Below are 24,150 nucleotides of genomic sequence, written 5' to 3'. Positions count from 1 at the left end.
GATCCCGTGCGGGATGCTCGCTGAAAATTTCAGGCGCAGCCGGTGACGGCTGCGAACGCCATGGGGCAGGGGAGGCGCGCGGCCTCCCCAAATCATTCGGCGGCTTCGGCCGGCGGCAGCTCGCCATCGACGGCGGGCGGGTTGGACTGGGCCAGCTCAACATTGAGGCCGAGCGAGCGCATTTCCTTGACCAGCACGTTGAAGCTCTCGGGAATGCCCGATTCAAACGTGTCGTCGCCGCGCACGATGCTTTCGTAGACCTTGGTGCGGCCGGCGACGTCGTCCGACTTCACCGTCAGCATTTCCTGCAGGGTGTAGGCGGCGCCATAGGCTTCGAGCGCCCAGACCTCCATTTCACCGAAGCGCTGACCGCCGAACTGCGCCTTGCCGCCCAGCGGCTGCTGGGTGACGAGCGAGTAGGGGCCGATCGAACGGGCGTGGATCTTGTCGTCGACCAGATGGTGCAGCTTGAGCATGTAGATCACGCCCACGGTCACTTTTCTGTCGAAGGCCTCGCCGGTGCGGCCGTCATAGAGGACGGTCTGGCCGGAGGCGTCCATGCCGGCCTTTTCCAGCATGTTGACAATATCGGGCTCGCGGGCGCCGTCGAACACCGGCGTGGCGATCGGCACGCCCCGGGTCAGGTTCTGCGCGACTTCGAGCAGTTCGCCCTCTTCGAGATGGTCGAGATCGTCAATGTCGGCGCCGGCGCCGTAGAGGTCCTTCAGCTTGTCGCGCAACGGGGCCGCATTGCTCGACCGCTGGTAGGCGTTGATCGCGTCCGAAATCTGCTTGCCGAGGTTGCGGCAGGCCCAGCCCAGATGCGTCTCGAGGATTTGGCCGACGTTCATGCGCGAGGGCACGCCCAGCGGGTTGAGCACGATGTCGACGGGGGTGCCGTCGGCGAGGAAGGGCATGTCCTCCTGCGCGAGAATGCGCGAGACCACGCCCTTGTTGCCGTGGCGGCCCGCCATCTTGTCGCCGGGCTGGATCTTGCGCTTCACCGCGACGAAGACCTTGACCATCTTCATCACGCCCGGCGACAGTTCGTCGCCGCGCTGCAGCTTTTCGACCTTGTCGAGGAAGCGGCTTTCAAGACCCTTCTTGGCCTCGTCATACTGCTTCCGCATCGCCTCGATTTCGCCCATCATGGCGTCGTCGTCGACGGCGAACACCCACCATTGGCTGCGCGGATATTCATCCAGCAGTTCGCGGGTCAGGGTCTGGTCCTTCTTGAACCCCTTGGGGCCGGAGATGGCGAGCTTGCCGGTGAGCATTTCATGCAGGCGCGCGTAGACGTTGCGGTCCAGAATGGCCTGCTCGTCGTCGCGGTCCTTGGCCAGACGCTCGATCTCCTCGCGTTCGATCGCCTGGGCGCGCTCGTCCTTGTCGACGCCGTGGCGGTTGAACACGCGGACTTCCACGATCGTGCCGGTGACGCCCGGGGGCACACGCAGCGAGGTGTCGCGCACATCCGACGCCTTCTCGCCGAAGATGGCGCGAAGCAGCTTTTCTTCGGGGGTCATCGGGCTTTCGCCCTTGGGCGTGATTTTTCCCACCAGAATGTCGCCGGCTTGCACTTCCGCGCCGATGTAGACAATGCCGGCTTCATCGAGGTTTTTGAGGGCCTCTTCCGAGACATTCGGGATGTCGCGGGTGATTTCCTCCGGGCCGAGCTTGGTGTCGCGGGCCATCACTTCGAACTCGTCGATGTGAATGGAGGTAAAAATGTCCTCCTTCACGATCTTCTCGTTGAGAAGGATGGAGTCCTCAAAGTTGTAGCCGTTCCAGGGCATGAAGGCGACGACCACATTGCGGCCGAGCGCCAGATCGCCCATGTCGGTCGACGGGCCGTCGGCCAGAATGTCGCCTTTGCGCACCACATCGCCCACGCGCACCAGCGGACGCTGGTTGATGCAGGTGCTCTGGTTCGAGCGCTGGAACTTCATCAGACGGTAGATGTCGACGCCCGGCTTGCCGGCGTCGAGCTCTTCCGTGGCGCGGATGACGACGCGGGTCGCGTCGATCTGGTCGACCACGCCGGCGCGACGGGCGGCGATGGCGGCGCCGGAGTCGCGGGCGACCACGCCTTCCATGCCGGTGCCGACCAGCGGCGCATCGGCGCGCACCAGCGGCACGGCCTGACGCTGCATGTTCGAGCCCATCAGCGCGCGGTTGGCGTCGTCGTTCTCAAGGAACGGGATCAGCGCCGCGGCGACGGACACCAGCTGCTTGGGCGACACGTCCATGAAATCCACGGTGTCGCGGGTGTGCATGACGACTTCGCCGGCCTGACGGCAGACGACGAGGTCTTCCATCAGATTGCCCTGCTCGTCGATGGGCGCGTTCGCTTGCGCCACCGAATATTTGCCTTCCTCCATGGCCGACAAATAGACGACTTCGTCCGTGACCTGGCCGTCCTTCACGCGACGGTAGGGGGCTTCAATAAAACCGTACTTGTTGACGCGGGCGAACGTCGCGAGCGAGTTGATCAGGCCGATGTTCGGACCTTCCGGCGTCTCGATCGGGCAGATGCGGCCATAGTGCGTGGGATGCACGTCGCGGACTTCGAAGCCGGCGCGCTCGCGGGTCAGACCGCCCGGGCCAAGCGCCGACAGGCGGCGCTTGTGGGTGATTTCCGACAGCGGGTTGGTCTGATCCATGAACTGCGACAGCTGCGACGAGCCGAAGAACTCGCGCACGGCGGCGGCCGCCGGCTTGGCGTTGATCAGGTCCTGCGGCATGACCGTGTCGATGTCGACCGAGGACATGCGCTCCTTGATGGCGCGCTCCATGCGCAGCAGGCCGAGGCGATACTGGTTTTCCATCAGTTCGCCGACCGAGCGGACGCGGCGGTTGCCGAGATGGTCGATGTCGTCGATCTCGCCACGACCGTCGCGCAGGTCAACCAAGGCCTTGACCACCGCCAGAATGTCGTCGCGGCGCAGCACGCGCACCGTGTCGGGGCAGTCGAGGTCCATGCGCATGTTCATTTTCACGCGGCCCACGGCCGAGAGGTCGTAGCGCTCGGGATCGAAGAACAGCGAATGGAACATGGCCTCCGCCGAATCAATGGTCGGCGGCTCGCCCGGGCGCATCACGCGATAAATGTCGAACAGGGCTTCTTCGCGCGAAGAATTCTTGTCGACCGCGAGCGTGTTGCGGATGTAGGGGCCGATGTTGATGTGGTCGATGTCGAGGATCGGCAGCTCGTCGAAGCCCAGGTTGAGCAAGGTTTCGAGCGATTTGGCGCTGATCTCGTCGCCGGCCTCGGCAAAGATTTCGCCGGTCTGCGGGTTGAACAGGTCCTCGGCGATGTAATGGCCGTAAAGATCCTCGTCCACCGCACGGATGAACTTGACCTTCTCAGCCAATTGACGCGCTGCGCGCGCGGAAAGTTTCTTGCCGGCTTCGACGACGACGTCGCCGGTGTCGGCGTCGACAATGTCGATCGTCGCCTTCACGCCCTTGAGGCGGTCGGCGTCGAACGGCAGGCGCCAGCCGTCCTTCTCGCGCTTGTAGGTCAGCTTGCGATAGAAGCTGTTGAGGATTTCCTCGCCATCAAAGCCGAGGGCGAACAGCAGCGACGTCGCCGGAAGCTTGCGGCGGCGGTCGATGCGGGCGTAGACGATGTCCTTGGCGTCGAATTCGATGTCGAGCCAGGAGCCGCGATAGGGAATGATGCGGGCGGCGAACAGGAGTTTGCCGGAGGAGTGGCTCTTGCCCTTGTCGTGATCGAAGAACACGCCGGGGGAGCGGTGCATCTGCGAGACGATGACGCGCTCGGTGCCGTTGACGATGAAGGTGCCGTTCGACGTCATGAAGGGCATGTCGCCCATATAGACGTCCTGCTCCTTGATGTCCTTGACCGACTTGGCGCCCGTGTCCGGGTCCACATCGAACACGATCAGGCGCAGGGTGACCTTCAGCGGCGCGGCAAAGGTCATGCCGCGCTGGCGGCACTCGTCGACGTCATATTTCGGCGCTTCGAACTCATATTTCACGAATTCGAGCAGGGAGGCGCCCGAAAAATCGGAAATCGGGAACACCGATTTGAACACGGCCTGCAATCCCTCATCGGCGCGGCCGCCTTTCGGCTCCTCCACCATGAGGAATTGATCGTAGGAAGCCTTCTGCACTTCGATCAGATTGGGCATCACCGCGACTTCGCGGATGTGACCGAAGAATTTGCGGATACGCTTCCGGCCGGTGAACGTTTGCGCCATGTCGCTCCTCGCACCTCATTGCTGGCGGGTCCGAATTGACCTCCGCCCGTCCCGGCCTGGCCGGGGATGCACGGTTGAAAAACCGCGCAAAATCCTGGAAGTTTTTGTGTTCATGAGGTCTTCCCCCTCACGTCCAAGTTTTTAAGCCCCTGGGACGGCTTGACGGCCCCGGGGAAAACCCCGGGACCGTCTTGAATTCGTGCCGAGCGAGGGACGCGCGGCGCCCCTCGCGTCAGCTCGCGAATTACTTGAGCTCGACCTTGGCGCCGACCTTCTCGAGGGCTTCCTTGATCTTCTTGGCGTCGTCCTTGGACACGCCTTCCTTGAGCGGCTTCGGCGCGCCTTCGACGAGGTCCTTGGCTTCCTTGAGGCCCAGGCCGGTGATGGCGCGGACTTCCTTGATGACTTCGATCTTCTTGTCGCCGGCGGCGGCGAGAACGACCGTGAACTCGGTCTGCTCTTCGGCCGGGGCGGCGGCGGCGCCAGCAGCCGGGGCGGCGGCGACGGCGACGGCGGCGGCGGCGGAGACGCCCCACTTCTCTTCGAGGAGCTTCGCCAGCTCGGCCGCTTCCAGAACGGTCAGGGCGGAGAGGTCTTCGACGATCTTTTCGAGGTTAGCCATTGTAATGGTTCCGTTGTCTTGAGTTTGGTTCGTTTAAGGATGTGCTTCGCCGGGCCGCGATCACGCGGCGGCGTCGTCCTTCGCGGCATAGGCCCCGACCACGCGCGCCAGCTTGCTGGCGGGAGCGGTCGTGAGCTGCGCGAGCTTGGTCGCCGGGGCCTGGAGGAGGCCAACCAGCTTGCCGCGCAGTTCGTCCAGGGACGGCAGGGTCGCAAGCGACTTCACGCCATCCGGATTCAGGGCCGTGGTCCCCATGGCGCCGCCGAGGATGACGAACTTGTCGTGATCCTTGGCGAAGGCCGCAGCGACCTTGGGCGCCGCCACCGGATCGGCCGAATAGGCGATCAGGGTCGGGCCCTTGAGCAGGGCGCCGATGGAGGCGACGTCAGTGCCGTCGAGGGCGATCTTGGCGAGGCGATTTTTCGCCACCTGCACGCTCGCGCCAGCCGCACGCGCCTGCTTGCGCAGGTTCTGCATCTGGGCGACGGTCAGGCCGGAATATTTCGCCACCACGACCACGCCCGTCTTCGAAAAGACGTCATGGAGCGTGGATACGGCTTGTTTTTTTTCCGCTCTGTCCACAGTGCTCTCACTATGTTGGCGCAATCGAAACGACTGCGCCGGTTGCCGACATGCCGCGAAACTTGCGTCTCACGGCGCCGATGCCTGTCCCCACTTGAGGTCGCGCTGTCGCGCATCCCCGTGGATCAGAGGGTTCGAACCAAACTTGTGTCCGGCGGTTGACCCGCCGGGAAATCCGGTCTTTCCCCGTCTATGCTGGCCGGATGCGGAAAACCGCCCTCCGATTAAGCCTCCCGTAAGGAAAGCGCCGGCAGTCTCGGACAGGACGGGTCGAAGCGTTGAAGCGAACTCCAGCATTTCGGCCCTTCCACCGCTGAAGGCCTTGCGGCGCTTCAACGGAAGCTCTCTCCCGCGAGAGCAAAGATTCGGACAAAACCTTAGGCGCCGATCCAGACCCTTCGGTCCGGGGCGCTCAAAAATCTTGTTCGCGGCTGTCATCCGACCAAAGCGGAAATCGCCCTTTGCGACCTGCACGGGAAAACGGGGATGGGACGCATCCCCGAATTTCGTCTTTTAACGATCTTCGTTTCGCCTGCCAAGAGGGGCGGAACGAAATTTTGCAAATTGTCAAGCGCCCTGACGCAAATTCGCGTCAAGGGCCTATTTTGCAATATTTAGTGCTGCGCCACGGAAATGGAAGAGGGGTCCACCTTCACGCCCGGGCCCATGGTCGAAGAAATCGCCACGCGCTGCAGATAGGTGCCCTTGGCGCCCGCCGGCTTGGCCTTGACCACGGCGTCGACGAAGGCGGCGATGTTTTCCGCCAGCTTCTCGTCGCCGAACGAAGCCTTGCCCACCGAGCCCTGCACGATGCCGGCCTTTTCCACACGGAACTCGACCGCGCCGCCCTTGGAGGCGGCGACCGCGGCCGCGACATCCATGGTCACGGTGCCGACCTTCGGGTTCGGCATCAGGCCGCGCGGGCCGAGCACCTTACCGAGACGGCCGACCAGCGGCATCATGTCCGGGGTGGCGATGCAGCGATCGAAATCGATCGTGCCGCCCTGAACGATGGTGACCAGCTCTTCCGCGCCGACCACGTCGGCGCCAGCGGCCTTGGCTTCGTCAGCCTTGGCGCCGCGGGCGAAAACGGCGACGCGCAGGGTGCGGCCGGTGCCGTTCGGCAGGTTGACCACGCCGCGGACCATCTGGTCGGCGTGCTTGGGGTCGACGCCGAGGTTCAGCGCGATTTCGACGGTTTCGTCGAATTTGGCGCTGGCGCGCTCGCGCACCATCTTGATGGCGTCGGCGACCGGATAGAGCTTGGTGCGCTCAATGCCCTCGCGGGCTTTCGTAATACGCTTGCCGCTCATGGCTTACCCCACAACTTCCAGGCCGATGGACTTGGCGGAACCCTCGATCATGGCCATAGCCGATTCGACCGAATGGGAGTTCAGGTCCGCCGCCTTCTTCTCCGCGATTTCGCGGATCTGGTCGCGGGTCACCTTGCCGACGAAGCCGCGGCCGGTGGTCTTGGAGCCCGACTTGATGCCGGCGGCCTTCTTCAGGAAGAAGGTGACCGGCGGCTGCTTCATCTCGAAGGTGAAGGAGCGGTCGGCGTAAGCGGTGATGATGACGGGGATCGGGGTCCCCTTTTCCATCTGCGCGGTCTTGGCGTTGAACGCCTTGCAGAATTCCATGATGTTCAGGCCGCGCTGGCCGAGCGCGGGACCGATCGGCGGCGACGGATTGGCCGAGCCGGCCGGAACCTGAAGCTTCACGTAGCCCGTGATCTTCTTTGCCATAATGGCTGCTCCCAAGGGATGATTCGCCTGGCTTGCGCCAAAACGAAATGCGCGGCGACGGTTTTTGCCGGTCCGCGCGGGTTGCAGGTTGCGGTGCGGTTTTCACTCCGGCTGGCGACCGGAAAACCTCCCGCACATGTGGGCCTTGACCGGGAAAACCCGGACAAGGTTGGGCGTCTCTATAGGGAAACGGACGGCTTGACAAGTTTTTTTCGGCCGCGGTCAGGCGGGAAGCGCGATCGGCTGACCCTTTTCAAGAATATAAGTCGAGATGATCTTCATCGGGCGGTCGCCGTTGCGGAGAAGATGCGGGCGCCGCGCCGCGATGATCACGCCGTCGCCGGCTTTCACCGGCAGGGGCGGCGCGCCCTCGAGCTCCAGAACCGCCGAACCCTCGACAATATAGCCGGATTCGACGCCGGGATGGATGTGGCGCGGCACCATTGCATTGGCGTCGACCAGGGCTTCGGCGAGCACGGTTTCGAACTCCGGCGTCGGCCCCTCGCCGCGGCGCAGGATCGTTCGACGCACGCCTGCGGGCGCCGCCGGCGCTTCCGCCTGGGCGGCGGTGGCGGCGAAACCCGATTGGCTTGCAATGGCGCAAAGAAGACATTGCGCCAGTCCGCGGCGTGTCAGCATGGGGTCCTCCGGACGTTTTTGCGGCCGCGAGTCGCGGCCTGCAGATTTTACGCTCGGGGAGGCGGGGGCGGAAGTTGTCGCGCGTCGGACCCTGGGTCGGGTCCGGCGCTTGGGCTCAGAGCATTTTCGAGCGAAGGGAACGCCGGTTCGTGGTGAAGAAAATGCGTTGCGCCAAGAATATGGAGCCTGTTCGGTGAACAGGCTCTAGTGCTTCTCGCGCCGTTTCAGGGCGGCGATCGACGAGTTGTTTTCGAAACATTCGCCGCCGGCGAGCTGCGCCCATTCGGTGAGCGCCGACGCCAGCAATTCCGTGGCCTCGCTGCCGGTGAACGCGCGCGATTTGGCCAGCATGCGCATCTGCAGGGCGAGGTAATGGGCGTTGACGACGGTCTCCAGCAGCGACGCGCCTTCGTCGGTCTCCTGGTCTGGCGGTGTTGACCTGTTCTGCTCCTGCGCTGCAGCCTTCATGTCTCGCTCCTGATAATTTTTTGCCTGATGCCCTTGGTCATCCTATGGCGGAATGGAGCGGGTAAATGTTAAGTTTACACCAATTGCAGGTTTGGCGGAGCATTTTGGCGGGGCGTCGTTCCGCAATATGATATGTGGAAGCCATGGGGCAGAAGTCAATCGACATTCCCGCGATCGTAAACGGCTGCCGCGTTTTCGCGCGACTCTCGGAACAGGAGCGTCGTGAACTCTGCGGAAAGGCGCGGCTTGAGCATTATCACGAACGCACGTTGTTGACCGAACGGGATGATCGCCCGGAATACTTGCGCTACGTTGTCGAGGGCAGTCTCGATTACACCCTGTCGACGGCGGATGGCGGATATTCGTACTTGCCAATTCTTCCCGGAAAATGGATGAGCTGGATTGGCGTGTTCGGCACGGCGCCGATGATGTGCGACCTCTGGAGTTCGCCAAATGCAACATTGATCGCCCTGCCGGCTCGCGACCTCCAGCGCATGGTCGGCGCCAATCCGGCCGCGCTGCTCGAAGTCATCGACCGCGTCGGCGAGTGGACCCGGCTGCTGACCGGCTGGGCTCTGTCCTTCGCCGCCTTCGGTCCGGAAAAACGCCTTGTCTATCTGTTGCTTCTCGCCTCTTCCGACGGGGTGGCGCTGGCGCGCGAGGGCCATGCGGCGCCCGTCACCCAGACCCATCTGTCCCAGTTCGGCTTCGGCTCGCGCCAGCGGGTGAGCCGGTTGTTGCGCGGGCTCTCCGACAAGGGGCTCATCCAGATGAGATATGGCGGCGTGGTGATTCCCTCGCGCGTGCGGCTCGAAGCCTATCTCGCGGGTGATTCGGCGCGTGGCAAAGTGTCGCCGGACTGAGGCGGCGCCCGAAGGCGCCGCCTGTTTCCAGCGCTTGCGTCAGTGCGCCGGCGCCTTGGCGGCGGCGGCGCGGTGGGCGACGATGGCGTCGGCCGATTTTCCGACGATTTCGGCCCAATGGTCGAATTTCTGCGCGAACGAGCCGACGCCGGCCGTGGCTGAGCGCAGCTCGACAATCAGGCCCTCCATTTCCGCCTCGGGGATCAGGGTGTTGAGCACGTCCCAGCCGTCCCAGTCGGGGCGGGCGTCATAGCCGAGGATCTGGCCGCGCCGTCCCGAGACGATCGCGGTGATCTTCGACAGGCAGTCGCTCGGCGTGGTGATCTCCACGGCGAGAATGGGCTCGAGTAGCACCGGGCCGGCCTTGGCCAGGGCTTCGGCGACGCCGAGTCGCGCCGCCGTGCGGAACGCCATGTCGGAGGAATCCACGGTATGGTAGGAGCCGTCGGTGAGCGTCACCGCGACGTCCACCACCGGGAAGCCGAGCGGGCCGCGCTCCAGCGCATCCTTGCAGCCTTCTTCGATGGCGCTGAAATAATTCCGCGGCACCGCGCCGCCGTGGACGGTTTCCTTGAAGGCGAAACCGTCGCCTCGGGGCAGGGGGGCGACGTCGAGGACCACGTCGCCGAACTGGCCGTGGCCGCCGGACTGCTTTTTATGGCGTCCGCGCACATTGACCGTGTGGCGAATCGTCTCCTTGTAGCCGACCGAGGGTTTTTGCGTCTCGACCACCACGCCGAACCGGGCGTTCAGCCGCTCCAGCGCCACGCGCACATGCATCTCGCCCTGGCCGAGCAGGCGCATTTCGCCGGCCTCCTGGTCGTGGACGAACACCAGCGACGGGTCCTCCTCCGACAATTTGGCGATGGCCGTGGCCAGGCGGGCCTCGTCCTTGCGGTCCTTCACCGTCACCGCCAGCGCATAGGCCGGCTGCGGCGGCGCGACATGCGGCACGGCCTGCGCCGGCGCGGCCGCCGCTGCGGCGCCCGCCTTGGCGTCGCCAAAAGTGTCGCCGGTGGCGACATGGTCGAGGCGGCCGAAGGCGACGCAATCGCCGTCCTCGACCTTGGCCTGTTTGGTCGCGGTGAGGCCCATCAGCCGGGACAGGCCGGAGATGCGGTCCTCGCCGCGCGCGCTCTTCACCACGCCGCCGTCGACAAAACCGCCGCGCAGCACGCGCGAAAACGTCAGCTTGCCGCCATGGGCGGTGTGCACGGTCTTGAGCGCATGGGCCAGCGGCGCGCCCTGGTCGGCTATGCCCAACCGCGCGCGCAATTGCGCAATGCCGGGCGCCTCGTGGCGAAGCGCTTTGAGCAGGCGGGTGACGCCATGGCCTTCCGCCGCCGAGCCGATCAGGACGGGGGCGACCAGGCCCTTGCGCAGGTCGGCGGTGAGGTCGTCGAACACCTGGTCGCGCGGCGGCTCGATGTCGGAGAGCAGCTCCTCCATCAGCGAATCGTCATAATCCGCCAGTTTCTCCAGCATGGTGTAGCGGGCTTCCTTCTCGCTCGGCAGTTCGCCGGCGGGGACGTCCACCACCACGGAGGGGGCGTGTTCGCGATAGACGAAGGCGCGCTCCAGCGCGAGGTCGATGAAGCCGGTGACGATGCCGTTCTGCCAGATCGGGATTTGCCGCAACAGCAGCGGGGTGCGCGAGGCCGGCTGGAGCAAAGCGAGGATTTCGCGGATGCGCGCCGTGGCGGAGTCGATCTTGTTGAGGAACAGGATGCGCGGCAGGCCGAGCTCCTCGAGCTCGCTCAGGATCACGCGCAGGGCCGGCACCTTGCGCTCGTCGGCCTCGCAGACGACGACGGCGGCGTCGCACAGGGGCAGGACGTTGCGGGCCTCATGGGCGAATTCGACGGAGCCGGGCAGGTCGACGAAGGTGAAGCGGTCGCCGAGATAATCCACGGAGGCGACATTGGCCTCGACGCTGGCGGCGTGGGCGCGGGCCTCCGGGCTGGAATCGCCCACCGATGAGCCGTCGCGCACCGATCCCTGGCGCGACAGCGCGCCGCCTCGGGTCAGGATGGATTCGAGCAGGCTGGTCTTGCCGCTCTGGAACGGGCCAACCAGCGCGATCAAGCGCGGGCCCGAAACGCGTCTGTCGCCGGGCAGAACTTCGCTCATCTTAAGCCTCCTTCGGCTTCGTCCGGTCCGTGCTGCTCCGTGCTGCGACGGGCCTTGTCGCAAATATTTCACTTCTGTCCGATTTTGCCAATGATCAAGATCATGGCTTGAACTTAACCTTCTGACGTAGCGTCAGAAACAGCTCGTGGGCCGGGGTCCTCGGGACAGAAATTATTTGACTATTTCACTAGAAAAAATATCTTAGCGCCGTGAACGGGAGCGGCGGCCGATGGTCTTGAGCGGTTTGGTGGAATGGCCCTTTGTTTTTTCGGGGCTTTTGGTCGGCAGCGTGGTCGGTCTGACCGGCGTCGGCGGCGGCGCGCTGATGACGCCGCTGCTGGTGCTGGCCTTCGGCATCCATCCGGCGACGGCGGTCGGCACCGATCTGCTCTATGCCGGCCTCACCAAAATCGCCGGCTCGACCGTCCATGGCGTCAACAAGGCGATCGACTGGAAGGTGGTTTTGCGGCTGGCCTCGGGCAGCGTCCCGGCCGCGCTCGCCACTTTGTTCGCGCTCTCGCATCTTGGGTTCAAATCCGCCCAGGCCGGCTCCGCGATCACTTTCGCGCTTGGCGTTGCGCTGCTTTTGACCGCGGTTTCGCTGCTGTTCCGGCCCTGGCTGGTGGCGCGCATGGCGCCGGCCTTCGACCGGCTGTCGGACCGCGCCATCGGGGCGCTCACGATCTCTTTGGGCGCGGCGCTCGGGGTGCTGGTGACCATTTCTTCCGTCGGCGCCGGCGCCATCGGCGTCACCGTGCTGCTGATGCTCTATCCGCGCATGCCCACTTTGCGCATCATCGCCTCCGACATTGTCCACGCGGTGCCGCTGACCCTGATCGCCGGCGCGGGCCATTGGGCCATGGGCTCGGTGGACTGGCGGATGCTGGCGTCGCTGCTGATCGGCTCGATTCCCGGCATCATGATCGCCAGTTCTTATGCCGCCAAGGCGCCGGACAGGTTTTTGCGCGGCGCGCTCGCCGGCGTGCTCGTGCTGGTCGGGGCCAAGCTGGCTCTGGCGTGACGGCGGAAGGTTGAGCATCCGTCTGGCCGGAAGGCGCAGCCTTACGGGCGCTGAAAAGCCCGTGGGCCGCCCCCGCCCTTCGAGACGCCCGCCAAGGCGGGCTCCTCAGGGTGAGGGCTTACTGTATTGTTCTTTATAGATAAAATCCTCAGGCCGCCGCGAGATCGCGCACAAAAGTCTCGACGGTGCGGGTGAGGTCGGTGGCCTGGTTCGACAGGCCGCCCGACAGGGACATCAGCTGGCTCGACGCCGCCCCCGTCATATTGGCGGCCTGGCCGACCTCGGCGATATTGTGGGTGACCTCCTCGGCCCCCGTCGCCGCCCTCTGGCAATTGCTGGCGACTTCGAGAATGGCGCCGCCCTGCTGCTCCACGGAGCCGGCGATCGACACCGACACATCCTTCACGCTCGACAGCGTGCGCACGATTTCGTTGATCGATTGGACCGTCGAGCCGGTGGCCTGCTGCATTTCCGAGACCCGGCCGGAAATGTCGTCGGTCGCCTTGGCGGTCTGCAGGGCGAGCTGCTTCACCTCGGAGGCGACCACGGCGAAGCCGCGGCCGAGCTCGCCGGCGCGGGCGGATTCGATGGTCGCGTTGAGCGCTAGCAGGTTGGTCTGGTTGGCGATGTTGCGGATGAGGTCGACCACGTCGCCGATCGCGGCGGCGTTGGCGGCCAGCGCATTGATCTGGGCGTTGGCGCCTTCCGCCTCGCGGAACGCGCTTTCCGCAATTTTTGCCGAATGATTGACCTGATTGGTGATTTCCTTCACCGAGACCGCGAGTTGCTCGGAGGCGGCGGCGACGGTCTGCACGCTGTTCGAAGCGGAGGCGGCGGAGGTCGCGACCACATCCGCCTGCCGCGAGGTTTCCTCCGCGGTGGCGGCGAGGCTGCGCGCGGCGTCGGCCACTTCCGTCGACGACTTGCCGAAGCCGCCGGCGAGCTCGCGCATATGGGCGACGAACCCATTGGCGAGCGTTTCGCGCTGCTGCAGGCGCTTGCGCGAGGCCTCTTGCCTCGCGGCCTCCTGCTGGCGCTGGCTTTCGGCCTCCCGCAAGCCCTGGCGCATGCCGACGAGCGTGCGCGCCATCGAGCCGATTTCGTCCTGGCGGTCGCCGCCGGCGACCTCGGCGGAGAAATCGCCGCGCCCCACCGCGCTCATCGCGCCATCAAGGGCGGTCAAGGGGCGCGTGACATAGCGGCTGACCACCATCAGCGCCGCCCCCACGGTCAGGATCAATCCGGCCAAAAATCCGAGCGCGGTCCAGAGCATGGTGGAATTGACCGAAGCGGTGAGATCGTCGGACGCTTTCTCGGTCGTCTTCATGGCCCGATCCGTCAATTCGGTTTGCACGTCGATCATCTTGAGCAATGAGGGCTCGCATTCGGCGCGCATGGATACGGAAGCCCTGGCGATGCCTTCGGGATCGGTGGCGTTTGCGTCGCGAAGGGTCTTGGCGCAGGCGTTTTCCAGAATGTCATGGAGGTTGCGCGCGGCGGCGTCGAGATCCGCCGCAAAGGCCGGCAGGCCGGCGCGCGCTTTCGCGATGTTTTCGTCGTAGCGCTGCAGGGCGCTCTCGCGATTCTCTATCGCTCTGCGATTGCCCTCGGCATTGGTCGCCGAGATGTTTTCGTAGATTGCGGAGACCACGGCTTGCACGCGGCGATTGGCGCGCGCCAACTGGATTGTTGCGCTCGCGGGCCCGTCGATCAGATTGGAATAGGCGGTGTCGACGCCTTTCAACTGGGAGAGGGCGACGCCCAGACCGACCACGGCGATGCCGCCGAGAACGAGCATCAGGCTCGCGACCTTCCTGCCCAGGCCCCAATCAATATAGCGCATCCGTGTTTCCCCGCTGAATAATCTCGATGATTCATGCAGGTTTACTCTCTTAAGGAATGGTTATCAGACCGTTTACAATCCGTGTCGTCTGCTCATTCTTTGGTATTGATGACGTATCGTGATGATGTTTACTGCTGTTTTTGCTCGCGCGTCCGGCGCCGGTAGGTTATCACGTTTCATTATTTGTCCGGCGCGCATGTCTTTGGCGCAACAGGCGCCGCCTGCTGCTGTTTTATTTGCAGATGAACTGCGCGGATGTCGGCTTTGACGCCAATGGGCGCGGGCGGGCCGGGAGGCTGCTGGAGGACGGTGGCTTCAACCGTCCGGTTGTAATCGGCGGTTCGAAACCGTGGAAAACAGGTGAAATTCTGCGAAATTCGCACGAATTCTTGTCAAAAACCGCGCGATTTTCACCGATGCAACCTTGCGATTGCGTACGAGATGCGGTGCGCTCCGCGGCGGAGGGTGCGCCGGGGCGGCGGGCTTCTCGGCTAAATTATCTCTGCAAAACAGAGTGTTGCGAGGCGAGGCGGCGCCGAAATGTTTCACGTGAAAACAAAGAGAGAACAAAATATGGCGTCGTGCGCGTTTTCACCTGCAATCGCGACCTTACCGCCGGCGAAAAAGAGCGTTCACACGCCCAATTGCGCGGCCAGGCGGCGCAGGCGCTTCGCCTCCACCGCCGCTTCGGCGCAGCGCAGGCGCAAAGCCGCGAAAGCGTCGCTCTCGTCGGGACAGAATTCGCAGGCGGGCGGCAGGTCGGCGCAGGCCGGACGCAATTGCGCCAGCACGGCGGCGCGGGTGTCGTCGAGCAGCGCCGCGCTGTCATAGGGGTCGAGCTCGTCGATGCGGTTGCGGATCAGCAGTTTGATGGTGACGATCTGGGCGGCGGTGAAATAGGCCTGGGTGATCAGCTTGCTGTAGAGCGGCCAGAATTTTTCGGCGCCTGGATTTTCGCGCGTCAGCTTTGAGGACTCGCCCAGGGCGGAAAAACTTTCGATCAGCGCCTTGCGCGCCAGGCGATAGTCCTGCACCGGCACGTTCCAGCGCAGCACGCGGTCGGCGTAGATCGCCAGTTTTTCGACGAAGGCGCGCGCCAGCTTCGCCGCGCCATGGCGCTCGTAATTGGGCAGCAGCAGGTTGAACACATAGGCGAGGGCGGCGCCGATCGCGGTGTCGATCAGCCGCGAGCCCACCGGCGCGACTTCGCCGGGGTCGAGCAGGTGCAGGCCGAGCAGGGCCATCACCGAGGCGGCGACCGAGGTGAGGCGGTAGTCGACGCGGGTGAAGGCGTGGGCGATGCCGACGGCGGAGAGTTGCGCGGCCATCAGCAGCGGGGTGGAGTCGAGCCAGAGCAGGGCGCCGGCGATGCCGCAGCCGACCACCGAGCCGAACAGCCGCTGGTCGCGGCGCTGCGTCGTCGCGCTGTAACTCGCGCGCAAAATGACGGCGATGGTGAGCAGGATCCAGTTGCCGTGGCGCAGCCCGGGCGTCAGCTCGATCAGCGCATAGCCGCAGCCGAGCGCCGCCGACAGCCGCAGCGCGTGGCGAAAAATGTGCGAGTCCCAGCGCAGCTCCTTGACGAGCGGCTTCAGCGACACCCGCAGCGGCGGGGCGAATTTTTTCAGGTCGAGCCCGGACAGCGCCTTTTCCGCCTCGGCGAGGCTCGCGACCACGGCGGGAATGCGGGCAAGCGCATTGAGCACGAAGGCGAGCCGCGCCCGGGTCATGCGCGCGGCCCGCAACAGCCGGGGGTCGTCGGTCTCCAGATGGGCGATCTCTTCGGAAAACGCGTCCAGCGCGGCGGCATGCTCTGTGGGAAACGTGGGCGTGCGTCCGGCGATCAGCAGGTCGAGCGACAGGGCGTCGAGATCGTCGGCGAGCTTGCGCAGCAGGGATTCCACGCGTTCCGCGAGGTCGGAGGGGGCGCTGACCAGCCGCAGCGGCGCATGGTCGGCCATGGTGGCGATCATGCCGTCGAAGGCTTCGAGCAGGACCGCGAGCGCCGCGATCAGCCGGGCGCCGGATTCCGGGTCGGTGGCGTGGACGCTGAGGCTGCGCGCCGCCTGCAGCTGGTCGGAAAAACTCGCCTGCTGCTCCACCACTTTCAAGCAGGCGGCGCCCTCGTCGGCGCCGGGGCGGTAGAATTCGGCCATGCGGCGCAGGAACGTGGCGAATTCGCGGATCAGCTCCGCCAGCATCACCCGCCGTCCCGAGGAATCCGAGGCCCGGGTCAGGGCGAGCGCGATCGGGATATAGAGCGCGCCGCCGAGCGCGATGCTCTCGCAGAAGGCGAATTTGTCGCCGGGCGCGCCCATGGTGAACACCATGGCCAGCAGGGTGAGGATCGACAGCGGGATCGCCCAGCGGCCCCAGGCGATCTGAATGCCCGCGACAAAGCCGATGACGAGCACGGTGACGCCCTGAAGCGCCGGAACGCCATCGGTGAGCGCGGTGAGCAGGGCGCTCGCCACCGCGCTGCACCAGCACAGCGGCAGGATGCGGATTTTCGCCGAAAGCGGGGAGGGGGTGTCGCCGACGGAGACGCAGAGCGCGCCGGAGGCGGCGGTGAGCCCGGCTTCGAAACCGGCGAGCGCGCCGACGGCGAGGCCGACCAGCAGCACGCCCAGGGCGACGGCGTAGCCGTTGAGAATATGTTGGCCGAGCAGATATTTGAACAGGGAGGGGGGAATGCGCATCAAGCCGTCTGGCGTCCGCCTTTGGTTGGGCGGCGAGGATAGGCGCTTCGCGGGGGCGGGAGCAAGCCGGGCGGTCTCGCCGGTCGGTCCTTGGCTTATTTTTCGCTCAAGCGTTCCTTGCGACAAGGTGTTTCTTTGCGCCAAAGCCCCCGCTCGCCCCAGTCCCGCCAGGATTATGCCCCATGGTGGCCAAAGCCTGTCGGATTCGGCTGTAAAGGTTGACGAGCTTAATCCCGCGTGACCGCACTTGCGCCTTGATGGGTTTTTGTGCAGTTTCTGAGAAACTAAGAAACAGTTTACCATCAAGCAATCAAGGCGTCTCCGTGGCGTCGAGGAAAAGGGCATGGTGAATCAAATCGATCAGGAAATTGGCGGCCGATTGCGGCGCAGGCGGGAAGGTCTGGGCTTGAGTTGCGCCACGGTTGCGAAGGCGCTCGACATCGATGTCGCCCTTATTGAGTCCTTTGAATCCGGCGAGCGGCGCATGAGCGCCCGCCAGTTACAGCAATTGTGCGGCGTGCTTGATGCGCCGCCCTCCTATTTCCTGGTGTCGGACAGTGATTTCTGCGCCCCGGGCGGAAGACCCGGCGAGCGCGACGCCCTGCTGAGCGACGCGCACCGTTTGTATCGCGCCTTTTTTCAGATCCAGAGCCCGGAACTGCGCGGCGTGCTCGCCGATCTTGCCGAGGCTTTCGCCAAGGGCGGCCAATCGCCCGCGCTGGTGCAGGCCGCGCAATTGTTGCGGCCCGAAAGCGAGCTCGAGGACAATATCGCGCAATTGCGCGCCTTCCGCAGCGGTCCCTGGTCCAACTGAGGACGGTATTTCGCGCGAGGCGGATGCCGGTCCGCGCGAGGAAAACGCGTAAAGACGGAGTTCGTGTTCGGTGAACTGGCGTTCGCCGGACGCGACGGGGCGTTACAGGCCTGGACCCTATTTCAGTTTCAGCGGCAGGCCGGCGGCGACGAGGACAACGGTGTCGCAGGCCCGCGCGATCCGCTGGTTGAGCAGGCCCTGGGCGTCGCGAAAATCATTGCCGATCTGGGTCGGCGGCGAGACGCCCAGGCCGATCTCGTTGGAAATCGCCACAATTGGCCCCTCGGCGCCGGCCAGAGCGGCGGCGAGGCGATCGGCTTCCCGCGCCAAATCCGTGTCCTGAAAGAACAGGTTCGACAGCCAAAGAGTCAGGCAGTCGATCACCACGACCCGGTCGGGCCGGGCGATGCGGCGCGCCAGCCGGGCCACGTCGGTCTGCTCCTCGAACACCGTCCAGGACTCGTTGGCGCGTTCCGCGCGGTGGCGGGCGATGCGCGTCGCCATGGACTCGTCGACCGCCGGGGCGGTGACGATCATGAATTTTTTCAAGCCGGAGGCGCGCGCCAGCTCCAGCGCATGGCCGGTTTTGCCCGAGCGCGCCCCGCCCAGGACCAGGGTGGCGGTCATCCGTTGCCGCTCTTGAGTTCGCGGTAATAGGAGGAGATCTGTTCGAACCAGACGTGGCGCGCTTCGAGATAATTGGCGCCGGCGACGCGCGAGGGCAGACGTAATTCGCCGATCAGGGATTCGATCTCCCGGCGCGCGGTCTGCTGCGAGGGGGTGAGCTGGTGGTTGGCCTCCTCGATCGCGTCGAGCGCGGTGAGGCCGATCGGGAAGAGTTCGCGGAAGATGACGCGGTCGCGCAGGCCCTCGGCGACGCGGAACTGCAATTCCACCGCGAGCTTGCGCAGCGCCTGGTCGACCTGCCGGGCGTTGTTGGATTGGAGCGCGGCGATGCGGTTGCGCACCAGCACCCAGTCGATCATGCCATTGTCGACCAGGCGGCGCTTGCGGCGCGCCTCCAGCACGATCTCGGCATATTGCGCCACCTGGCCGCGATGGGCGCGGTCGTGGTGCACGCGCGACATCACGTCGACGTCGACGAAACTGTCGTTCATCGGCGAAATCAGCGTGTCCGCCAGCGAATGGGCGAGGCGCATCAGATAGGTGTCGCTCGCCGGGGTGTCGATCACCACGAATTCATAGGCGTGCTCGACCTCGCCGATCGCTTCGGCGAAGGCGGCGAATTCGGCGGATTCGTTCTCCTGCGCATTGGCGCCGCGCACATGGTCCATGGCGAAATGGCGCGGCAGCTCCACGTCCCAGGGGGCGGTGCGGGCGAAGGAGGCGCGGTTCTCGTAGAAACGCGTCAGGCTGCGCTGGCGGGTGTCGAGGTCGATGGTGGCGACGCGATAGCCGGCCTTGAGCAGCGCCACGGAGAGGTGGATCGACATGGTGGACTTGCCGACGCCGCCCTTTTCATTGGCGATGACGATCACGTGAGCTGGGCGCAAGTCCGGCAGTTCGGCGTCAGTGCTCATGGTGTGCTCTTAAGGCGCTCTCAGGGGCGGAGCCTCGGACCGACTCAACGCACAGTTAACCACGTTACGCTGATTAGCCCACAGGATCGCGTCGCTCAAGCCGAATATATCCAGTTCTGGCGGGCCATCAGCCGCGCGGACGGGGTGAGGCGCAACACGAGATCGCGGGCGAAGGCCGGCGCGCCGGCCATGTGGTAGATTTTTCCCTGTTGGCGCGAGGCTTGCTGGATCTGGCTGGCGCGGGGCAGGCGGGCGGCGGAATATTGGCCGAGCGCCTTGACCGGGTCGCGCGCGCCATATTCGAGCATGGCCAGCGACAGCGCCGCCGAATCCTCGATGGCTTGCGCCGCCCCCTGGGCGAGATAGGGCAGCATGGGATGGGCGGCGTCGCCGAGCAGGGCGGTGCGGCCGCGCGCGTAAGCGGCGAGCGGCGGACGGTCGAACAGCGGCCAGCGCAGCCAGGTTTGCGGCGCCGACAACAGCTCCAGCGCCTCGGGCGCCCAATCGCCGAAACGGTCGAGCAGGAAGCTGCGGTCGCCCGCCTGGTCCCAGAACTGGGCGCCGTCGCGCGCCCGCTCGCCGTCGCCGCGCCAGTCGTCCTCGACCAGGGCGACGATGTTGACGAGCGCGCCGCCGCGCAGCGGGTAATGGACGATATGGGCCTTTTCGCCGAGCCAGAGGTTAGAGGCGGGCGCGCTGAAGGCGGGGGGGAGGTCGGACGCCGGGATCACGGCGCGCCAGGCGGTGTGGCCGGTGTAATTGGGCTTGTCGGTCTGGGGATCGCTCAGCCGTCCGCGCACGATCGAGCGCACGCCATCGGCGCCGATCAGCGCCTCGCCGCCGGCGCGATGGGTCTCGTCCTGGCTGCGATAGCTGACGGCCACGCCCTGCTCGTCCTGGACGAAGCCGGTGAGCGTCGCGTCATTGCGGATTTCGATCAGCTCGTTGCCGCGCGCCTGCTCGAGCAGGGCGGAGAGCAGGTCGGCGCGATGGACGTTGAGATAGGGCGCGCCCCAGCGCTTTTCGGCGTCGCGCAGAGACAGATTGGCCAGTCGGGCGCCGTCGCGGCCGCGGCGGATGCGCACATGAGTCGGCGCGACCGCCAGACCTTCGAGCGCCTCGAGGGCGCCATAGTCGCGCAGGATTCGCGTGGCGTTGGGCGCAAGTTGCAGGCCCGCGCCGACCTCGCGGAATGCGGGCGCGCGCTCCAGCACGAGCGTGCGGCGGCCGACCCGCGCCAGCGCCAGGGCCGCGCTCAGGCCGCCGACGCCGCCGCCGGCGATGAGGATGGGCAGGGAGTCCACGTTCGCTTGCTCAGGCGGCCTTCACTTCGCATTCCGCCGGCTCGGCATGGCCGTGCAGGGCGGGATCATAGACGTAGCGCGTCGAGCAATAGGGGCACAGGGCCTCGGATTCGGCGCCCATGTCGATATAGATGTGGGGGTGGTCGAAGGGCGGCAGCGCGCCGATGCACATGAACTCCTTCGCGCCGATGCGGATCGTCGCCAGCCCGGGCTGGTTGTGGAAATGCGGAATGGCGTGCTCGGACATCGATATCCCTAGGTTTGCGCGCGTAAAAAAGCGCGGCGCTTGCGGCGCACCATACTGAAAGCGGCGCGCTTTGGGTAGGGGGCGGCGTCAGACGTTGGACGGGACGTTAGAGGGGGTTGCGCGCCTCGCGCTTGCGCAGGATGTGCGCGGCGAGCCCGAGGGTGACATTGGCCAGCGCGGCGAAGGACGTGTCCTGCACGCGCTTGGCGTGTTTGAGGACGACGTCGCGGTAGCCGCGGCCCTCGCTCGCCCGCTTGTTGCCGTACCAGACATAGCGCTGGAGGTCGCGCAGCTCCGATCCGATCAGCTCCGGCGCCGCGGCCGGGATGTTCACGGTTTCCGTCAGATAGGCGAAGGCGTCGTCGGGGAGGTTGGCGGCGCCGATCTGATGGCCGATCTCCCTGCGCACCACGTAACAGAACTCGTTGCGCTCCGTGTAAACAGCGTAAATAACCGCCGCCTTCACCTGATAGGGAAAGCGCCGGCGAGAATCATAGACCAGGAAATGGACGTCGATGACATGCTGGGAGAGCGCGTTCCGGACGATGTCGCGCTGCCGGCTGGTGAAGCGAATGTCGTAATCGAGATATTTCGCCCGGTTTTTCGAAAGCTCCTCGCGCAGCGCCGTCATATATTCGGTGCACTGGTCCTGGACGCCGGGCGCGATCGCCCGGCCGGTGGTGAAGGACTGAAAAATGCTGGATGTTTTTTGAGCTTCGGCGATCTCGGTTGTCATTTTTCCATCCTAAGCAAACAAGCAAATTCCCTGCTTCCCCATGCGCGCGTCCCGGTCGCGGACCGCCAGGGATTTCAAGCGTGACGGCGGGCTGGCGCGCGCCGCCATGTTACTCCCAAACTTGGCCGTCACAACATTTGCGCGCGGACTGCGACAGCGAACCGCAACCGTTTTCGGGCGCCGCGGCCGACTCGCCACGAGCGGCGGCGCTGATTATGGTGCGCCGCGACGTTGCGCCTCAGGGCGGCGCGGGCAATTTCACGGGGAAGACCTTGGGCATGCAGGAATTTTTGTCGGATGGCGTGCGGATCGCCTATCTCGACTTCCCGGCGGAGCGCGAAGATCGGGGCGCGCCGATCCTGCTGGTCCATGGCTTCGCCTCCAACCACGGCGTCAACTGGATGTTTCCGCAATGGGTCAAGACGCTGACCGGCGCGGGACGGCGGACCCTCGTGTTCGACAATCGCGGCCATGGCCGCAGCGGAAAGCCCCATGAGCCCCAGGCCTACACGCCGCAGGCCATGGCCGGCGACGCCGCCCGCCTGCTCGATCATATCGGCGTCGCGCGCGCCGATGTGATGGGCTATTCGATGGGGGCGCGCATCGCCGCGCATCTGGCGCTCACCCAGCCCGAAAAAGTCCGCGGCCTGATCCTGGCGGGGCTCGGCATCCATCTGGTCGACGATGAAGGCTTGCCCTCCGGCATCGCCGACGCCATGGAGGCGCCGTCGCTCGACGCGCTCACCGATCCGAAGCAGCGGATGTTTCGCGCCTTCGCCGATTCCACGCGCAGCGACTTGCGGGCGCTCGCCGCCTGCATCCGCGGCTCGCGCCGGGCGCTGAGCGCGCAGGAGGTCGGGCGGATCACGGCGCCGACCCTGATCTGCGTCGGCTCCGAGGATGATGTGGCCGGCGACCCCCTCGCCTTGGCCTCACTGATGCCCAACGCCCGCGCGCTGGTCATTCCCGGCCGCGACCACAATCGCGCCGTCGGCGACAAGGTTTTTAAGGAGGGGGTCCTCGCCTTCCTCGAGAGTTTGCAACCCGCCGTTTAGCTCCTATGTGTAAAGGAAAGTTCGGGGCTGCGGCTCCGCAGGAGAGCGCCATGATCGCCGCGAATGTGCTGGCCTTGAAATCCCCCGCCGATCCCGTTTTCGCGCAAATCCGCGCCGAAGCCGAGGAAGCGGCGCGCCGGGAGCCCGATCTCGGCGGTTTTCTGGCTGTCTCCGTGCTCAACGCGCCCAATGTCGAACATGCCGTCGCGCATCGGATCGCCGCGCGCCTGTCCCATCTCGATTTTCCCGGCGATCTCATCGAGCAGAATTTTCTCGAAATGGCGGGGCGCGATCCCGCGATCGGCGAGGCGATCCGCGCCGACCTGCGCGCCGTCGCCGAGCGCGATCCCGCCTGCACCCGGCTGATGGAGCCCTTGCTCTATTTCAAGGGGTTTCACGCGCTGCAGACCCACAGGCTGGCGCACGCCCTTTGGAACGCCGGGCGAAAGGATTTCGCGCTCTATCTGCAAAGCCGCGCCTCCGCGGTGTTCCAGACCGACATCAACCCGGCCGCCCGCATCGGCAAAGGGGTCTTTCTCGATCACGCCACCGGACTGGTGGTCGGCGCCACCGCGGTGATCGAGGACGACGTGTCGATCCTGCACAGCGTGACGCTGGGAGGCACCGGGCACGAGCGCGGCGACCGGCACCCAAAAATCCGCCGGGGCGTCCTCATTGGCGCCGGCGCGAAAATCATCGGCAATATCGAGGTCGGCTGCTGCTCGCGCGTCGCGGCGGGTTCGGTGGTCTTGAAACCGGTGCCGCCGGGGGTGACCGTCGCCGGCGTGCCGGCGCGAATCGTGGGCGCGTCGGGCTGCAAGGAGCCGGCGCTGGAAATGGATCAGATTCTCTCGGGGAAGACCGAAGAGGATTAGCAAGCTTCCGTCCATCTTTTTGTGGCCTCATCTTGGTGCGAGCGAGAAGGCTCGAGCAGAGGAGGCCCACATGATCGCATTTTCTCGCGTTCTGAAGCGGCAGGCCGGCGCGACCGTCGGCGAACTCACCGCTCTGGCGGCCGTATGCGTATTTTCGCTGGCCTCCCTGGTCGGCTATGGCGTCTACGTCACCAGCGCGGCCTTCTTCTAGCGGCGTCGCCCAGGCGCGTGACGCGCGGCCCACTTGCGCGGGGCCCCGCTTTTTGGCAAGCCTTCGGGCCACGAAGCAGGGAGTCGGCGTGTTGAACAAGACCGAATTGCGGAAATTGCAGGAGTTTCTGCGCCAGTCGTTTGGCGCGCCCGGCATCAAGGTGGGGCTTGATCCCAAGAACGAGGATGCGGCTGTCGCGTCCTTTGGCGAGCGGGTGCTCGGGCCGATCAGCGTCGACGACGAGGATGGCGACCGCTCGTTCTCCTTCGCCATGAAGATCCCGGTGGAGCGCCCGGTGTTGCAGGACTATCTGCGCCGTCTGTTTGACAATGACGACCTCAAGATTGTCGCGCGCGGCCGGAAAACCGATTCCGTCGAGCTGAACCGGGGCGATGATTTTCTCGCGGTGATTTCCGCCGACGACCCCAAAGGCAAGACGTTTACCCTGCAAATGGCGATCCTCGACATCGACCTCGACGATTTGTGAGTGCGGCCCCGGGCTTGACGGTTGGTCCGCTCGAGGAACATT

The 24,150-nt window shown here is 65.3% G+C and carries 22 protein-coding genes; 7 read left to right on the top strand and 15 right to left on the bottom strand.

What is annotated here, in order from left to right; translation table 11 throughout:
• Positions 1 to 92: 92 nt before the first annotated feature.
• The 7 genes from rpoB to M2320_RS08095 all read right to left on the bottom strand — a co-directional run bounded on the left by rpoB (position 93) and on the right by M2320_RS08095 (position 8,282).
• Positions 93 to 4,226, bottom strand: a complete 4,134-nt coding sequence (rpoB, locus tag M2320_RS08125; protein ID WP_264596840.1) for a DNA-directed RNA polymerase subunit beta — start codon at positions 4,224 to 4,226, stop codon at positions 93 to 95.
• A 244-nt stretch (positions 4,227 to 4,470) separates the two neighbouring features.
• Complete coding sequence (rplL, locus tag M2320_RS08120; protein ID WP_184425147.1) at positions 4,471 to 4,848, bottom strand: 50S ribosomal protein L7/L12; 378 nt, start codon at positions 4,846 to 4,848, stop codon at positions 4,471 to 4,473.
• A gap of 60 nt (positions 4,849 to 4,908) precedes the next feature.
• Positions 4,909 to 5,430: a 50S ribosomal protein L10 gene (gene rplJ / locus M2320_RS08115; protein ID WP_184425149.1), complete on the bottom strand. Its 522-nt coding sequence runs from the start codon at positions 5,428 to 5,430 to the stop codon at positions 4,909 to 4,911.
• Between the two features lie 614 nt (positions 5,431 to 6,044).
• On the bottom strand, positions 6,045 to 6,743 hold the full coding sequence (gene rplA, locus M2320_RS08110) for a 50S ribosomal protein L1 (RefSeq protein WP_184425151.1): 699 nt from the start codon (positions 6,741 to 6,743) through the stop codon (positions 6,045 to 6,047).
• Positions 6,744 to 6,746: 3 nt separating this feature from the next.
• Positions 6,747 to 7,175 (bottom strand): 50S ribosomal protein L11, encoded by a 429-nt coding sequence (rplK, locus tag M2320_RS08105; protein WP_184425153.1) that lies wholly within the window; start codon positions 7,173 to 7,175, stop codon positions 6,747 to 6,749.
• Positions 7,176 to 7,397: 222 nt separating this feature from the next.
• Positions 7,398 to 7,814, bottom strand: coding sequence for a cupin domain-containing protein (locus tag M2320_RS08100; protein ID WP_184425155.1), 417 nt, complete (start codon positions 7,812 to 7,814; stop codon positions 7,398 to 7,400).
• 204 nt (positions 7,815 to 8,018) lie between these two features.
• On the bottom strand, positions 8,019 to 8,282 hold the full coding sequence (locus M2320_RS08095; protein ID WP_264596839.1) for a hypothetical protein: 264 nt from the start codon (positions 8,280 to 8,282) through the stop codon (positions 8,019 to 8,021).
• Positions 8,283 to 8,425: 143 nt separating this feature from the next.
• Between M2320_RS08095 and M2320_RS08090 the strand changes: the two genes are divergently transcribed.
• Positions 8,426 to 9,145: a Crp/Fnr family transcriptional regulator gene (locus M2320_RS08090; protein ID WP_264596838.1), complete on the top strand. Its 720-nt coding sequence runs from the start codon at positions 8,426 to 8,428 to the stop codon at positions 9,143 to 9,145.
• Positions 9,146 to 9,184: 39 nt separating this feature from the next.
• Here the strand turns inward: M2320_RS08090 and M2320_RS08085 are convergent, their stop codons facing one another.
• Positions 9,185 to 11,275 carry an elongation factor G gene (locus tag M2320_RS08085; protein WP_264596837.1) on the bottom strand — a complete coding sequence of 697 codons (2,091 nt, stop codon included), beginning with the start codon at positions 11,273 to 11,275 and terminating at the stop codon, positions 9,185 to 9,187.
• A gap of 229 nt (positions 11,276 to 11,504) precedes the next feature.
• Here M2320_RS08085 and M2320_RS08080 point away from each other — a divergent pair, with 229 nt between their 5' ends.
• Positions 11,505 to 12,296, top strand: a complete 792-nt coding sequence (locus tag M2320_RS08080) for a sulfite exporter TauE/SafE family protein (protein WP_264596836.1) — start codon at positions 11,505 to 11,507, stop codon at positions 12,294 to 12,296.
• A 148-nt stretch (positions 12,297 to 12,444) separates the two neighbouring features.
• Here the strand turns inward: M2320_RS08080 and M2320_RS08075 are convergent, their stop codons facing one another.
• The gene (locus M2320_RS08075) at positions 12,445 to 14,139 is read right to left on the bottom strand and encodes a methyl-accepting chemotaxis protein (protein WP_264596835.1); all 1,695 of its coding nucleotides are present in this window, start codon (positions 14,137 to 14,139) and stop codon (positions 12,445 to 12,447) included.
• A 632-nt stretch (positions 14,140 to 14,771) separates the two neighbouring features.
• Entirely contained in the window at positions 14,772 to 16,838 is a 2,067-nt protein-coding gene (locus tag M2320_RS08070; RefSeq protein ID WP_264596834.1) for an FUSC family protein, read from the bottom strand.
• A gap of 343 nt (positions 16,839 to 17,181) precedes the next feature.
• Between M2320_RS08070 and M2320_RS08065 the strand changes: the two genes are divergently transcribed.
• Complete coding sequence (locus M2320_RS08065) at positions 17,182 to 17,652, top strand: helix-turn-helix domain-containing protein (protein ID WP_264596833.1); 471 nt, start codon at positions 17,182 to 17,184, stop codon at positions 17,650 to 17,652.
• Positions 17,653 to 17,769: 117 nt separating this feature from the next.
• Here M2320_RS08065 and cobU read toward each other — a convergent pair whose 3' ends face one another.
• From cobU to M2320_RS08040, 5 genes are all read right to left on the bottom strand, one after another.
• On the bottom strand, positions 17,770 to 18,279 hold the full coding sequence (cobU, locus tag M2320_RS08060) for a bifunctional adenosylcobinamide kinase/adenosylcobinamide-phosphate guanylyltransferase (protein WP_264596832.1): 510 nt from the start codon (positions 18,277 to 18,279) through the stop codon (positions 17,770 to 17,772).
• On the bottom strand, positions 18,276 to 19,193 hold the full coding sequence (locus M2320_RS08055) for a division plane positioning ATPase MipZ (protein WP_184425175.1): 918 nt from the start codon (positions 19,191 to 19,193) through the stop codon (positions 18,276 to 18,278). Before M2320_RS08055 ends, cobU begins: the two co-directional genes overlap by 4 nt.
• Positions 19,194 to 19,288: 95 nt before the next feature.
• Entirely contained in the window at positions 19,289 to 20,497 is a 1,209-nt protein-coding gene (locus M2320_RS08050) for an FAD-dependent monooxygenase (protein ID WP_264596831.1), read from the bottom strand.
• A gap of 10 nt (positions 20,498 to 20,507) precedes the next feature.
• The gene (locus M2320_RS08045; protein ID WP_184425176.1) at positions 20,508 to 20,744 is read right to left on the bottom strand and encodes a zinc-finger domain-containing protein; all 237 of its coding nucleotides are present in this window, start codon (positions 20,742 to 20,744) and stop codon (positions 20,508 to 20,510) included.
• Between the two features lie 106 nt (positions 20,745 to 20,850).
• The gene (locus M2320_RS08040) at positions 20,851 to 21,480 is read right to left on the bottom strand and encodes a hypothetical protein (RefSeq protein ID WP_264596830.1); all 630 of its coding nucleotides are present in this window, start codon (positions 21,478 to 21,480) and stop codon (positions 20,851 to 20,853) included.
• A 278-nt stretch (positions 21,481 to 21,758) separates the two neighbouring features.
• Between M2320_RS08040 and M2320_RS08035 the strand changes: the two genes are divergently transcribed.
• From M2320_RS08035 to M2320_RS08020, 4 genes are all read left to right on the top strand, one after another.
• On the top strand, positions 21,759 to 22,535 hold the full coding sequence (locus M2320_RS08035) for an alpha/beta fold hydrolase (protein ID WP_264596930.1): 777 nt from the start codon (positions 21,759 to 21,761) through the stop codon (positions 22,533 to 22,535).
• A gap of 50 nt (positions 22,536 to 22,585) precedes the next feature.
• Complete coding sequence (cysE, locus tag M2320_RS08030) at positions 22,586 to 23,410, top strand: serine O-acetyltransferase (RefSeq protein WP_264596829.1); 825 nt, start codon at positions 22,586 to 22,588, stop codon at positions 23,408 to 23,410.
• 70 nt (positions 23,411 to 23,480) lie between these two features.
• Positions 23,481 to 23,621, top strand: a complete 141-nt coding sequence (locus tag M2320_RS08025) for a hypothetical protein (RefSeq protein WP_264596828.1) — start codon at positions 23,481 to 23,483, stop codon at positions 23,619 to 23,621.
• A gap of 91 nt (positions 23,622 to 23,712) precedes the next feature.
• On the top strand, positions 23,713 to 24,108 hold the full coding sequence (locus M2320_RS08020) for a DUF3126 family protein (RefSeq protein ID WP_184425358.1): 396 nt from the start codon (positions 23,713 to 23,715) through the stop codon (positions 24,106 to 24,108).
• Positions 24,109 to 24,150 lie beyond the last annotated feature (42 nt).

Origin of the sequence: Rhodoblastus acidophilus (assembly GCF_025961575.1) — a bacterium.
Lineage (GTDB): Bacteria > Pseudomonadota > Alphaproteobacteria > Rhizobiales > Beijerinckiaceae > Rhodoblastus > Rhodoblastus acidophilus_C.
Note: the sequence above shows the minus strand (reverse complement) of the source record. Positions and strands in the feature narration are given on the sequence as shown.